Genomic DNA, 12,810 nt, shown 5'->3' with positions numbered 1-12,810 from the left:
AGGTGATGACGGTGAGCAGTGCGTTTGGCGGCGGCCAGGGCCCGGCCGGGCTGCCGCGGGTTCCGACGCCGCCGAGCGGCTGGCCGATCGGGTCGTACTCGACCTACAGCCAGGCGCAGCAGGCGGTGGATTTCCTCGCCGAGAGCGAGTTCGCGGTGTCCGACGTGACGATCGTCGGAGTGGACCTGATGCTGGTGGAACGGGTCACCGGGCGGCTGTCCTGGGGCCGGGTGCTGGCCGCCGGGGCGGTGTCCGGGGCCTGGTTCGGGCTGTTCGCGGGGCTGCTGCTCGGCCTGTTCGCGAACCAGGGCGGGTTTTTCACGCTGCAGCTGCTGACCGGGCTGGTGCTGGGAGTGTTGTCCGGGCTGGCGTTTTCGGCGATCGGGTACCGGGCCGCGCGGGGGAGGCGGGACTTTTCCTCGGCCAGTCAGCTGGTGGCGGGGAGATACGACGTGCTGTGCCAGCCGCGGTCGGCGGAGGCCGGGCGGGAGCTGCTGGCGAAGCTGGCTTTGCGACCGCCGCCGGCCACCGCCTGACGGCTTCCGCTGGCTCCTCGGTCCCCGGGCATCGGTTCCTTGGCTCTTGCCGCCGCGGCGTCCGGTCCGTGAGGGGCCCCTTCCGGGAATCTAAGTCCGTCAAGGGGCCCTTCACAGACAGCGCGAGTCCCTCATGGGGCCCTTCACGGACTTGCGCCGGCCGTGAATCTGATTCACATTTCCCGGTGGGCAGTGCCGAGGGGCTCGCATCGTGCGCACCCGGCCCGTGCGGCCGGGGATTCCCCCGCCCTGGCCTCCGCCTTTCCGGTGGGAATGGCACGCACTGGGCTGAATCGTTACGGACCCTGCTTGCGGGGGATGATCGCCGGGCATAGGTTGTCCGACACCGGTCGGTCGGTCGTGCTCGCGCGCGGTCGGCCGGCGGACTGGCACGCCGGGGTGCTGGCGCGGGTCCGCCTCTTCTCGGCGTGCTGTCTGGGGGCGGCGTCGAATGACGCCGTATGCACATGGGGCGAGGAGGCTTGCATGGGGAAGAAACGGCCCAGCGGAAAGAAGCGAGGACCCACCCGCGTGGCGGCGCTGCTCGCCGCTGGCTTGGCCGGCAGCGGGCTGGTGGCGGGCTGCGGAACGGACTCCGGGACGACGATCAATGTCTACTACTCCCCGGAAGACCATTTCCAGACCGTGGTGGACAACTGCAACAAGGCGGCCGAGGGCCGCTACCGGATCGTCTACAACAAGCTGCAGCGCGGTTCGGACGACCAGCGGATCCAGATGGCCCGCCGGCTCGCGGCCGGCGATTCGTCGATGGACGTGCTCGGTCTCGACGTCACCTGGGTTTCGGAGTTCGCCGAAGCCGGCTGGGTGGACGAATGGACCGGGCAGAACAAGGCGGCCGCGTCCGAGGGGGTGTTGCAGGGGCCGCTGGACACCGCTACCTACCAAGGAAAACTGTTCGCCGCACCGAAGAACACCAACGTGCAGCTGCTCTGGTACGACGACCGCATCACTCCGACCCCGCCGAAAACGTGGGACGAGATGATGCAGACGGCGCAGCGGCTCAAGAGCGAAGGCAAGCCGCACTCCGTTGTGTTCACTGGGGCGCAGTACGAGGGCCTGGTGGTCATCTACAACACGCTCGTCGAGTCGCTCGGCGGGCACATCCTGTCCGACGACGGGAAATCCGTGGTGATGGACGCGGGCGCGGTGCAGGCGCTCGAACTGCTCAAGAAGGTCACGTCGTCGGGGATCACCGATCCTTCGCTGACCAACCAGAAAGAGGACGACGTACGGCAGACGTTCCAGCGCGGGGACGCCGCGTTCGAGCTGAACTGGCCGTTCGTCTACGCCTCTTACGCCAAGGAGAAGCCGCAGGACCTCTCGCACTTCAAGTGGGCGACGTACCCGGAGGCGAAGCCGGGCATGCCGTCGCGCAGCACGATCGGCGGGTTCGATCTGGCGGTCAGCGCCTACTCGAAGCACAAGCCGCAAGCCTTCGAGGCAGCATTGTGCTTGCGCAGCAAGGAGAACCAGAAGTTCTCCGCGATCAACGACGGTGTGCCGCCGACGATCGAGTCGGTGTATCACGACGACACGCCGCTGGACGCGTCGAAGCCGGCTTCGGCCGACAACCCGAGCATGGCGGTGGAGTACCCGATGCGCGACGCCATTCTGGCCGCGCTGAAGAACGCCGCGGTGCGGCCGCTCACGCCGGTGTACCAGAACGCGTCGACCGTCATGTCGAAAATCCTGTCGCCGCCCTCGGCGATCGATCCGCAGTCGACCGCGCAGAAGCTGCGCCAGCAGCTCGATGACGCGCTCCAGTCGAAGGGAGTGATCCCGTGACCGTCCAGGAATCCGCCGAAATTACCCAGGGAGCCGTGCGGAGCAAGGGGAAACCCGCGCTGTCCGAGGGCAAGAAAGCGGAACGGCGGCTCGGCCTCTGGCTGTGCGCACCCGCGTTCCTGGTGATGATCGCGGTCACCGGCTACCCGATCGTCTATTCGATCTGGCTTTCCCTGCAGCGCTACGACCTGCGGTTCCCGGCGCGGCACGAGTTCATCGGATTCTCGAACTACGCTGCGGTGCTCACCAATTCCTACTGGTGGACGGCATTCGGCACCACGATGTTCCTGACCGTGGTGTCGGTGGCGATCGAGTTCGTGCTCGGCATGGCGCTGGCGTTGGTCATGCACCGCACGCTGGTCGGCCGCGGACTGGTGCGCACGGTCGCGCTGATCCCGTACGGCATCGTCACGGTGGTGGCGGCGTTCTCCTGGTTCTTCGCCTGGACGCCGAAAACCGGCTATCTCGCTAACCTGCTGGGCGCCGGTGCCGCGCCGCTGACCGACCAGTGGCCGTCGCTGTTCATCATCGTGCTGGCCGAGGTTTGGAAGACGACGCCGTTCATGGCGTTGCTGCTGATGGCCGGGCTGGCGCTGGTGCCGGACGACCTGTTGAAGGCCGCCGCGATGGACGGCGCGTCCGCGTGGCAGCGGTTCACCAAGGTGATGCTGCCGGTGATGAAGCCGGCGATCCTCGTCGCGCTGTTGTTCCGCACGCTCGACGCGTTCCGCATTTTCGACAACATCTACGTGCTGACCAACGGCGCGCAGGACACCGGATCGGTGTCCATGCAGACCTACGACAACCTGGTCAAGGGCCTGAACCTGGGGATCGGTTCCACCATGGCGGTGCTGATCTTCCTCACGGTGGCGATCATCGCGTTCATCTTCATCAAGGTGTTCGGCACCGCCGCGCCTGGCTCGGACGACGGGGGGAAGCGCTGATGGCTATCGGAGGTGCGGTCACCACTGGCCGCAAAGTCAGCTGGGGACTGGTGGACATCCTGGTCGTGGTGTTCGCGATCGTCCCGGTGCTGTGGGTGCTTTCGCTGTCGTTCAAGACGAAGGCGACGCTCACCGACGGCAATTTCATCCCGACCCAGTGGACCCTGCAGAACTACGCGGACATCTTCCAGACCACCGAGTTCGTCCGCGCGCTGGTGAACTCGATCGGCATCGCGCTCATCTCCACGGTGATCGCGGTGGCGCTGGGCACGATGGCCGCGTACGCGATCGCCCGGCTGGATTTCCCGGGCAAGAAGCTGCTGGTCGGGCTTTCCCTGCTGATCGCGATGTTCCCGCAGGTTTCGCTGGTCACGCCGCTGTTCAACATCGAACGGCAGCTCGGCCTGTTCGACACCTGGCCGGGGCTGATCCTGCCCTACATCACGTTCGCGCTGCCGCTGTCGATCTACACGCTCTCCGCGTTCTTCCGGGAAATTCCGTGGGAGCTGGAAAAAGCGGCGAAAATGGACGGCGCGACGCCGGCCCAGGCGTTCCGGAAGGTGATCGCGCCGCTGGCCGCGCCGGGCGTGTTCACCACCGCGATCCTGGCGTTCATCTTCTGCTGGAACGACTTCCTGTTCGCCATCTCGCTGACGTCCACCGAGGCGTCGCGCACGGTGCCGGCCGCGCTGTCGTTCTTCACCGGGTCCTCGCAGTTCGAGGACCCGACCGGCCAGGTGTGCGCGGCTGCGGTCGTCATCACCGTGCCGATCATCCTGTTCGTGTTGTTCTTCCAGCGTCGCATCGTGGCGGGGCTGACGTCCGGTGCGGTGAAGGGCTGACCCATGGCTGAGATCGTTCTCGACAAAGTTTCCAAGCGTTATCCCGACGGCGCTCTCGCGGTGTCCGAAGTGGACATCACGATCGCGGACGGCGAGTTCATCATCCTGGTCGGCCCGTCCGGCTGCGGGAAGTCGACCACGCTGAACATGGTCGCCGGGCTGGAGGACATCTCCTCCGGCGAGCTGCGGATCGACGGCAAGCGGGTCAACGAGAAGGCACCGAAGGACCGCGACATCGCGATGGTGTTCCAGTCCTACGCGCTGTACCCGCACATGAGCGTGCGGGAGAACATGGCGTTCCCGCTGCGGCTGGCGAAGGTGCCGGACGCGACGGTCAAGGCCAAGGTGGAGGAAGCGGCGAAGATCCTCGACCTGACCCAGCACCTGGACCGCAAGCCGGCGAACCTGTCCGGCGGGCAGCGGCAGCGGGTGGCGATGGGCCGGGCGATCGTCCGCAACCCCAAGGCGTTCCTGATGGACGAGCCGCTGTCCAATCTGGACGCGAAGCTGCGCGGCCAGATGCGCACGTCGGTGTCGAAGATCCAGAAGCAGCTCGGCACCACCACGCTGTACGTCACGCACGACCAGACCGAGGCGATGACGCTCGGCGACCGCGTCGTGGTGCTGCGGGCCGGGTACGTGCAGCAGATCGGCTCGCCGCAGTTCCTGTACGACAACCCGGCGAACCTGTTCGTGGCCGGTTTCATCGGCTCGCCGTCGATGAACTTCGTGCCGGCCACGCTCGAAGAGGGGCAGCTGCGCAGCTCGCTCGGCGACACCCCGCTGCCGGACCGGATCCGCCGGATGGCCGAGGCGGCGAACGCGCCGCGCGAGGTCATCATGGGCGTCCGGCCGGAAAGCTTCGAGGACGCGTCGCTGGTGGAGCCGGGCCGGGCGGGCTCGACCTTCACCGCGCACGTCGACGTGCTGGAGTCGATGGGCTCGGAGAAGTTCGCGCATTTCTCGGTGGACGGCGAAGTCGCGGTCTCGTCCGAACTGGCGGAACTGGCCGAGGACAGCGGTTCGGCTGACGTGCCGGGCGCGGAGTCGCTGATCGTGGCGCGGCTGTCCGCGGAGTCCGCGGCAGCGGAGAACCAGGACCTGCGGGTGTGGTTCGACGCGGACAAGGTGAAGCTGTTCGATCCAGCGGATGGACGGAACCTGACTTACGCCGAGTGAGTCACTGTTCGGTGGAGGCCGCTCTGCTCGCAGGGCGGCCTTCACTGCTGTCTAAGGGATTTTCGCGAAAATCGCCGCCGCCGCGGTGCGGGCGGCGGAGCACGCGGCGTCGCCGCCCGCACCGCTGGTGTCGACGACGCTGACGGTCGCTTCCTCTGCCCGGTTCGGCGCGGCCGGCGAGGGCTGGACCGTGCGGACCCGGCAGAACGCGCCGTCGGCGGCCACCCGCGCGGTGCGGTGGCCGAGGGTTTCGGACGGGCCGGCCGGGGCCTGGCTGACCACCGCGAACTCCAGGCTGACCTTGTCCTTGATGCAGGAATGCCCGGCGAGGCCGGCGTTCGCGTCGCCGGGGAGGCCGGAGGTGTTGAGGATCGCGCAAGAATCGACCCGGCCCCAGGACTGGTCCGGCAGCCGAGTGTGTTTGACGCGGTTGCCGGTCACGGTCGCCAGCGCTCCGCCGACCGCCTGGTCCGCGGTGGCGCAGCGGTCGTCGTCGGTGCCGCGGTTGTCCGTGTCGGTGACCGAGATGGCCAGGCGGACTCCGTCGGCGAAGGTGATGGCGCGAGCGCAGGTCCGCGGCGGGACGAAGCTGGACTGCTGGACCGAAACCCCGTCCGGGACCGGGCCGCGGTAGGCGTAGGGACGCACGTTGGGGTCGACGGTCGCGGCGAGCGGGCCGATCGTGACGGTGCGGGGGAGGCCGTTCTGGACGAAGTCGGCCTGGCAGGTGGTGAAGGACGAGTCGGGGGTGGCGGGGTTGAGGCGCGCGTCCAGCAGACTGCAGTAGTCGAGCGTGGCGAACTCGCCCAGGGCCGTCACCGCGGTCAGCGGCGAGGGAACGGAGTCCGGCTGGGCCGGGGCGGGCGCGGCGGAGCATCCGGCCAGGCACGCCAGTACGGCGGCTGCCGCGGTCAAGGGTCTGAAGGGAGTGCGCACGGGGTGCAGTATCGCCGGGGGAGCGGAGAAAACCGGCGGCGGTTGGGAATCCCACACTTCGGTGCGTCATCGTCGCTGGTCGGGGCGGTACGGTGGAAGCGCACGACTGGCGTCGGGTGGACTTGACCACCGGGGAGTGCGAATCGGGACGGCATCGCCCGCCTGGGTGCCCCTCATCGCGATGGATGAGGAGTTTCAGGATGGTCGCGGAAATCATCGACGGCGTCAAGATCGCCGCGGAACTGTACGCGGAGACCGCGCGGCGAGTACGGGACTACGTCGGCCGGACCGGCCGGACACCGGTGCTGGCCACGGTTCTGGTGGGCGACGACCCCGCGTCGAGGACCTATGTCCGGATGAAGCGGAACCGGTGCGCGCGGGTGGGCATCGAGTCCCGCTCCGTCGAACTGCCCGCGGACACGACGACCGCCGAGCTGGTCGCCCGGATCGCCGAGCTGTCGGCCGATCCGGCGGTGGACGGCATCCTGCTCCAGCACCCGGTGCCCGGCCACCTCGACGAGCGCGCCGCGTTCGAGGCGATCTCCCCGGAGAAGGATGTCGACGGCGTGACGATGCGGAGCTTCGCCGCGATGGCCTTCGGCGAGCCGGGTTTCCAGTCGTGTACGCCGGGCGGCATCCTCCGGTTGCTGGACGCCTGCGAGGTGCCGGTCGCCGGGCGGCGGGCGGTGGTCGTCGGGCGAAGCCCGATCCTCGGCAAGCCGGTCGGAATGCTGCTGCTGGCCCGCGACGCGACGGTCACCTGCTGTCATTCGAAGACGGTCGACCTTCCCGGCCTGGTCCGCGAGGCGGACATCGTGGTCGGTGCGGTCGGGCGGCCGGAACTGATCCGCGGCGAGTGGATCAAACCAGGGGCGGTGGTGATCGACGCCGGGTCGAATCCGGGCAACATCGGCGACGTCGAGTTCGCCGCCGCGAGCCGGCGGGCCAGCCTGATCACGCCGGTGCCGGGCGGAGTCGGGCCGATGACGATCGCGGTTCTGCTCGCGCAGACGGTGCAGGCCGCGGAAACCCGGTGACCGGGTCAGGGTCGCACCCCAGCTCCCCTAGGGGGCCGAATCGTCCCGCCGACCGATGTCTTCGCGACGCTGACCTGGTGTTCTGGAGTCACTAGACCAACGACCCGAGGAGCCCACGATGACCACACAGATCGCCAGCCGCCTGAGCCGTCCGCGTTCGGGCCGGGTGTTCGGCGGCGTCTGCGCCGGCCTGGCCCGTCGGTTCGGGACCACGCCGGGGAAGGTCCGCGTGCTGGCCGTCCTTTCCTGCCTGCTGCCGGGGCCGCAGATTGTCGCCTACCTCGCGCTCTGGCTGATCATCCCCAGCGACTGACCTGCGCCGAAGCGGCCTCCTTCCGGGCGGAAGGGGGCCGTCTTCATTCCCGCTCGGCCGAGAACCGTTCCCAAGCCGAAGGCCGGGTCACGCCCAGCGCGGCTCCGGCCCCGCGCGGAGCAGATCCACTTGGTGCTGGATCAGCGCGTCGGTCCGCGCGCTGAACCCCGCCATCCGGGGAATGCCTCCAGGAACTCCCTGTCCGACTTTCGCTCCCAGCGCATCACTGCCGGTGTCCCCGTTCGGGGTCGCCGGCGAAGATCTCCCGCACCGGCCCACGCAGCGGTCGCGGACAGGATCAGCCGGACACGTCAGGAGTCTGCTGACCTGTCTCGCAGGGTCTCGAAGAGCTCCTCGTCCCACCGGTGCGTCCGGATCAGCCGGTACCGCTCGCAGGCGACCCACAGGTACGCCTCCGCCTCGGTCCGGTCGCCGAGCAGGTCCGCCTGGCGCAGCATCCCGACCACCGGGGTGAACTCCTCGTCGAACCAGCGCTGCGCGACCGTCGCGCGGTCGGTGAACCGGCCTTCGTCCTGCATCAGGCGGAATCCCCACGCCTCCACGTGCTCGCCGAGCTGGGCGTAGTTCCACGGGTCGGTCATCAGCACCGACGCGCGCGCGTGCCCGGCGAGCGGGACGCGTTCCAGGAACAGCCGCCGGTAGTCCTTGACGATCAGGTCTCCGCGGTAGCGGATGCCGCCCGGATCCAGTTTGGTCCGCACCACCGTCACCGAGGCTTCTATCGTGGACAGCCCCTGCGCCAACGCGACGGACACCCGGTGGTGGCCGTCGATGATGAAGTGCAGCTCGCCGACCCGGTACACGTCGATCGGCGGGATCTCCTCGCCGCGGCGGGCGGCCAGCGCCAGCCGCTCCCAGCGTTGCCGCACGCGCGCCGAGGTCGGGCGGAAACGGCGGTCGAAGTCGCGGCTGCGGTCGACGGTGCCGACGATCGAGTCCAGCGCGATCACCCGGCGGCCGATCCGGGTTTCGCTGACGTAGCCGAGCGCCCGCACGACCTCGTGGAAGGGCAGCATGATGTTGACGTCGTCGGGTTCCCGGCGCAGCCAGGTGGAAAGGCGGGAAAGCACCTGCCGCCGCCGGGCGCGCAGGAAGTCGTTTTCGGCGTCGGCGCGCGGGAAACCGGTCGGTCGGGTCATCGCGGGAACTCCATCACCTGATAGCCCACCACGTTGCGGATCCGGGTGCGGCCGGCCACGCGGTCGGGCACTGGTTCGCCGTGCGGGTGGATGTGTCCGTGCAGCAGCCATCGCGGCCGCAGCGTTTCGATCGTGCGGTGCAGACAGGTGAAACCTTGATGCGGCGGGTCTTCCCGGTCGCCGAGTTTCCGCGGCGGCGAATGGGTCAGCAGGATGTCGATTCCCTTGCGGTCCCGCCATTTCCGCCACGCCGCCCGCCGGGCGAGCGACCGGGCCCGGCGCGACTGCTGCCGCTGGGTCCACTGATTCGGGCCGTCGCGATAACGGATCGACCCGCCGAGCCCGGCGATCCGCAGACCGGCGACGTCGACGACCCGGCCGTCGGCGTTGATCCCGCCTTTCGGTCCCGGCCATTCGACCGGGAAACCGTCCTTCATGGACAGTCCGCCGTAGCGGGTGTAGCCGCTCAGGTCCGGATCGTGGTTGCCGGGCACGAACACACACGGCACGTCGAGCATGCAGGCGAGGAATTCCAGGTACTCGAACGGCAGGTCGCCGGCGGCGACCACGAGATCGACCCGCAGCGAGCGGACCGCCGGGGTCCACAGCCGCTCGTCCGGCTCGTCGGCCACTACCAGCGCTTTTGGCATGCGCCCAGGTTACGGCGCATCCGGCGTCACTTCATGCCGTGCGCGAACCCGGGGTTGAGCGTGATCATCGCGACGATGCCGACGATCCACGCGAGGCACAGGGCGAGCGCCCAGAACTTGAGGTTGGTCAGCAAACGGGACATGGCGAGGAAACCTCCTGCTACCGGGGGAAGAAACGGGGACCGCGGGGCGGCTACAACCAGTCGTTCTTCCGGAATATTCGATACAGCAGCAGGCAGACCGCGAGAATCACGGTGACCACGACCGGATAGCCGAACTGCCAGTGCAGCTCGGGCATGTAGTCGAAGTTCATCCCGTAGATGCCGGCGACCATGGTCGGCACCGTGATGATCGCCGCCCAGGCGGTGATCTTGCGCATGTCGGTGTTCTGCTGCAGCGAGATCTTCGCGACCGTCGCGTCGACCAGGGTGCTGAGCAGTTCGTCGAACGCCGCCACGCGTTCGGACACGGTGGCGAGGTGGTCGGCGACGTCGCGGAAGTACGAGCGGACCTCGTCCGGCACCAGCCGCGTGTAGCCCTCGGCGAGCCGGGACACCGGCGTGGCCAGCGGGACCACCGCGCGCCGCAGCTCCAGCACTTCCCGCTTCATCAGGTAGATCTGCTCGGCGCTCACCGACGAGCGCGGCGCGAACACCTGCGCCTCGATCTCGTCGATGTCCGCCTCGATCCGGCTGGTGACCTCGAGGTAGTGGTCGACCACGTGGTCGGCGATCGCGTGCACGACCGCGGCCGCGCCCAGCGACAGCCGTTCCGGGTCCTCGTCCAGGTCGCGGCGCAGCCGGGCCAGTCCGGAGTGGTTGCCGTGCCGGACGGTGACGACGAAATCGCGGCCGAGGAACACCATCAGCTCGCCGGTCTCGACGATCTCGTTGGCCGTGGTCGGCGACTGGTGCTCGACGTAGCGGACTGTCTTGAGCACCAGGAACAACGTGTCGTCGTAGCGCTCCAGCTTCGGCCGCTGGTGCGCTTCCAGCGCGTCCTCGACGGCGAGCTCGTGCAGGCCGAACGTCTCCGCGATGCCCTGGATCTGGTCGGCGTCCGGCTCGTGCAGGCCGATCCAGACGAACCCGGCGTGCCGCTTGCGGACCTCGCGGATCGCCTCGGCGTGCGTCCAGCGGCCGGACAGCCGTTTGCCGTCGACGTACACCGCGCAATCGACGACGTAGGCCGACAGCGGCACCGGGATCGGTCGTTCGAGGGCGGCCTTGGCCCGGTTGTTGCCGCGGCCGCGAAGACCGCCGAGCGAGGGAATGGCAGGCATGAGTACTCCTGGGCAGACGTCGTGGAACGCGAATGACGACAGCCAGGCGGACTGCGGTGTCCGTCCGGCGGCACCGTGCGGTTCCCGGACGCGGGCCTACCAGGAGCGAAGAAGGCCGGCCGGCGAGGCGGGAACGCGGGTACTGACTGGGAGCGGACTATCACCACTGCTCATGGGCGGTTCCTCACCTCCTTGCGGCCGGGGCACGCCCAGGCGTGCGAAGTGGCGGGGGTCGCGTTGACGCGCGATCACCGATGGTTGAGGGTACTCCTCACCACGGTTGCGTGTCGCACCTGGCTCGACAGGTGTTACCCGGACAGGAGGCGCAGAGGTGCAATTCGGCCGGTATTACGAGGAGTTCGAGGTCGGTGCGGTCTACAAGCACTGGCCGGGCAAGACGGTCACCGAGTACGACGACCACCTGTTCTGCCTGATCACGATGAACCACCACCCGTTGCACCTGGACGCGCACTACGCGGAGGAGACGACGGACTTCGGCAAGAACGTCGTCGTCGGCAACTACATTTATTCGCTGCTGCTCGGCATGTCGGTGCCGGACGTGTCCGGAAAGGCCATCGCGAATCTCGAAGTGGAATCGCTCAAGCACGTGAAGCCGACCTTCCACGGCGACACGATCTACGGCGAAACCGAGGTGCTCGACAAGACCCCGTCGAAGTCCAAGGACGACCGCGGCGTGGTGTACGTGGAGACGCGGGGGTACAAACAGGACGGCACGATCGTGTGCATCTTCCGGCGCAAGGTGATGGTGCCGAAGCGTTCCTACGGCGACACCCGCGGCGGAGAGCAGCCCGGCCGCCCGACGCCGCACGAGTGATCGGAGCACGGGTGCCCATTGCCCTGGAGGAAATCAAGCGGCGGCTGCGCGCGTTCGCGGAAGTGGAAGCGCGCGGCGTCTCGCCGCTGTACGACCACCTCGCCACCCACGCCGCCGAGGATGACGACATCGCCGCCCTCCTGACCGATGCCCGCGGCGGCGAGGCACGCGGCACGCTGCTGTTCGCCGCCGCGCACCGGTTGGTGCAGGCGGACCCGATCCACCCGTTGTCGCGGTACTACCCGTCGGTCGGCGGTTTCGACGGCGTCGACGGCGAGACTTGGCCGTTGTTCCGCTCGTTCCTGCTGGAGCGCGCGGACCGGGCGCGGGAACTGATCGCGACGCGGTACACGCAGACGAACGAGGTGCGCCGCGCCGCGCTGCTGTACCCAGCTGTCGCGATCGCGGCGAAGGAAGCGGGCGGCAAGATCGCGCTGCTGGAAGTCGGTTGCAGCGCGGGCCTGCTGCTCGGCCTCGACCGCTTCGGCTACCGCTACCAGTGCGACGGCGGCGAGCAGATCGCAGCAGGCCCGGCGAAGGCAGCGGTGGGCTTGCACTGCGCGCTCGACGTCGCGCCGGGAGCGAAGCTGCCGAAGATGCCGAAGAAGATCGCGGTGGCCGCGCGCGTTGGTCTGGACCGGGCACCGGTGGATCTCGCGGACGAGGACGAGCTGGCGTGGCTGGAGGCGTGCGTCTGGGCAGACCAGGTCGACCGCATCCGCCTGCTGCGGACCGCGGCGGCGGAACAGCGGAAGCACGCGCCGGAACTGGTCGCCGGGGACGCGGTGGACGACCTCGCCGCGGCGGCAGCCCGATTGCCGGAAGAGTTGCCGCTGGTCGTGTTGACCAGCCACGCGCTGGCTTACCTGGGCGACCGGCGGGCGGACTTCGTCGCGGAACTCGCGCGAATGGCCGGGCAACGGCCGGTGTGGTGGGTGAGCCAGGAGTTCTACCGGGCCGGGCTGGAGACGGTGCTGCCTGGCCGGGAAGACCTGGCGGTGGCTGGGCCTTCGGCTGAGGTCGGAGATGGCTCGGGTGCGGGTTCTGGCTCGGGCGCGGGCGCGGGTTCTGGTTCGGGTTCGGGTTCGGCGGAGCAGGCGATGGCGGTGCTGGGCCTGACGACGTGGGCCGACGGGCAGCCGCAGGCCCGCGCATTGGCGCGGACGGCACCGCACGGGCAACGGATGACCTGGCTGCTGGCGTGAGTCGCGGGCCGCGCACCTGACCCGGCGGTGCCGTAGCGGGCCAAGTCCGTGAGTGGCCCCTTGCCGGAATCTAAGTCCCTCAAGG

Annotated in this window: 13 protein-coding genes and 1 riboswitch; of the genes, 9 read left to right on the top strand and 4 right to left on the bottom strand. The window is 68.8% G+C overall.

Annotated features, from left to right (window positions below; translation table 11 throughout):
- The first annotated feature begins 5 nt into the window (after nucleotides 1-5).
- The 5 genes from AMYBE_RS0126655 (at nucleotide 6) to AMYBE_RS0126635 (ending at nucleotide 5,307) form a co-directional block, all read left to right on the top strand.
- Entirely contained in the window at nucleotides 6-536 is a 531-nt protein-coding gene (locus AMYBE_RS0126655; RefSeq protein WP_020662453.1) for a YflT domain-containing protein, read from the top strand.
- A gap of 486 nt (nucleotides 537-1,022) precedes the next feature.
- Entirely contained in the window at nucleotides 1,023-2,342 is a 1,320-nt protein-coding gene (locus tag AMYBE_RS0126650; RefSeq protein ID WP_027928039.1) for an ABC transporter substrate-binding protein, read from the top strand.
- The gene (locus AMYBE_RS0126645) at nucleotides 2,339-3,286 is read left to right on the top strand and encodes a carbohydrate ABC transporter permease (RefSeq protein ID WP_020662451.1); all 948 of its coding nucleotides are present in this window, start codon (nucleotides 2,339-2,341) and stop codon (nucleotides 3,284-3,286) included. Before AMYBE_RS0126650 ends, AMYBE_RS0126645 begins: the two co-directional genes overlap by 4 nt.
- On the top strand, nucleotides 3,286-4,128 hold the full coding sequence (locus AMYBE_RS0126640) for a carbohydrate ABC transporter permease (RefSeq protein WP_020662450.1): 843 nt from the start codon (nucleotides 3,286-3,288) through the stop codon (nucleotides 4,126-4,128). The genes AMYBE_RS0126645 and AMYBE_RS0126640 overlap by 1 nt, the downstream gene beginning before the upstream one ends.
- A gap of 3 nt (nucleotides 4,129-4,131) precedes the next feature.
- On the top strand, nucleotides 4,132-5,307 hold the full coding sequence (locus tag AMYBE_RS0126635; protein ID WP_020662449.1) for an ABC transporter ATP-binding protein: 1,176 nt from the start codon (nucleotides 4,132-4,134) through the stop codon (nucleotides 5,305-5,307).
- Nucleotides 5,308-5,358: 51 nt separating this feature from the next.
- On the opposite strand, the gene AMYBE_RS0126630 is transcribed toward AMYBE_RS0126635, so the two are convergent.
- Entirely contained in the window at nucleotides 5,359-6,243 is an 885-nt protein-coding gene (locus AMYBE_RS0126630) for a hypothetical protein (protein WP_245573254.1), read from the bottom strand.
- Between the two features lie 92 nt (nucleotides 6,244-6,335).
- A riboswitch (ZMP/ZTP riboswitch) is annotated at nucleotides 6,336-6,418 on the top strand.
- A gap of 25 nt (nucleotides 6,419-6,443) precedes the next feature.
- Here AMYBE_RS0126630 and AMYBE_RS0126625 point away from each other — a divergent pair.
- Together AMYBE_RS0126625 and AMYBE_RS0126620 are read left to right on the top strand one after the other, a co-directional pair.
- Entirely contained in the window at nucleotides 6,444-7,280 is an 837-nt protein-coding gene (locus AMYBE_RS0126625) for a bifunctional 5,10-methylenetetrahydrofolate dehydrogenase/5,10-methenyltetrahydrofolate cyclohydrolase (RefSeq protein ID WP_020662447.1), read from the top strand.
- A gap of 118 nt (nucleotides 7,281-7,398) precedes the next feature.
- Complete coding sequence (locus AMYBE_RS0126620; RefSeq protein ID WP_020662446.1) at nucleotides 7,399-7,593, top strand: PspC domain-containing protein; 195 nt, start codon at nucleotides 7,399-7,401, stop codon at nucleotides 7,591-7,593.
- 311 nt (nucleotides 7,594-7,904) lie between these two features.
- Here AMYBE_RS0126620 and AMYBE_RS0126610 read toward each other — a convergent pair whose 3' ends face one another.
- From AMYBE_RS0126610 to corA, 3 genes are all read right to left on the bottom strand, one after another.
- Entirely contained in the window at nucleotides 7,905-8,753 is an 849-nt protein-coding gene (locus AMYBE_RS0126610; protein WP_020662445.1) for a ParB N-terminal domain-containing protein, read from the bottom strand.
- Nucleotides 8,750-9,403 (bottom strand): metallophosphoesterase family protein, encoded by a 654-nt coding sequence (locus tag AMYBE_RS0126605; RefSeq protein ID WP_020662444.1) that lies wholly within the window; start codon nucleotides 9,401-9,403, stop codon nucleotides 8,750-8,752. Before AMYBE_RS0126605 ends, AMYBE_RS0126610 begins: the two co-directional genes overlap by 4 nt.
- Before the next feature lie 193 nt (nucleotides 9,404-9,596).
- The gene (gene corA, locus AMYBE_RS0126595) at nucleotides 9,597-10,685 is read right to left on the bottom strand and encodes a magnesium/cobalt transporter CorA (protein WP_020662442.1); all 1,089 of its coding nucleotides are present in this window, start codon (nucleotides 10,683-10,685) and stop codon (nucleotides 9,597-9,599) included.
- 331 nt (nucleotides 10,686-11,016) lie between these two features.
- Here corA and AMYBE_RS0126590 point away from each other — a divergent pair, with 331 nt between their 5' ends.
- Nucleotides 11,017-11,520 (top strand): MaoC family dehydratase, encoded by a 504-nt coding sequence (locus AMYBE_RS0126590; RefSeq protein WP_020662441.1) that lies wholly within the window; start codon nucleotides 11,017-11,019, stop codon nucleotides 11,518-11,520.
- A gap of 11 nt (nucleotides 11,521-11,531) precedes the next feature.
- Nucleotides 11,532-12,725, top strand: coding sequence for a DUF2332 domain-containing protein (locus AMYBE_RS0126585; protein WP_027928038.1), 1,194 nt, complete (start codon nucleotides 11,532-11,534; stop codon nucleotides 12,723-12,725).
- Nucleotides 12,726-12,810 lie beyond the last annotated feature (85 nt).

The organism is Amycolatopsis benzoatilytica AK 16/65, from assembly GCF_000383915.1.
In the GTDB taxonomy this organism is placed as follows: Bacteria; Actinomycetota; Actinomycetes; order Mycobacteriales; family Pseudonocardiaceae; genus Amycolatopsis; species Amycolatopsis benzoatilytica.
Note: the sequence above shows the minus strand (reverse complement) of the source record. Positions and strands in the feature narration are given on the sequence as shown.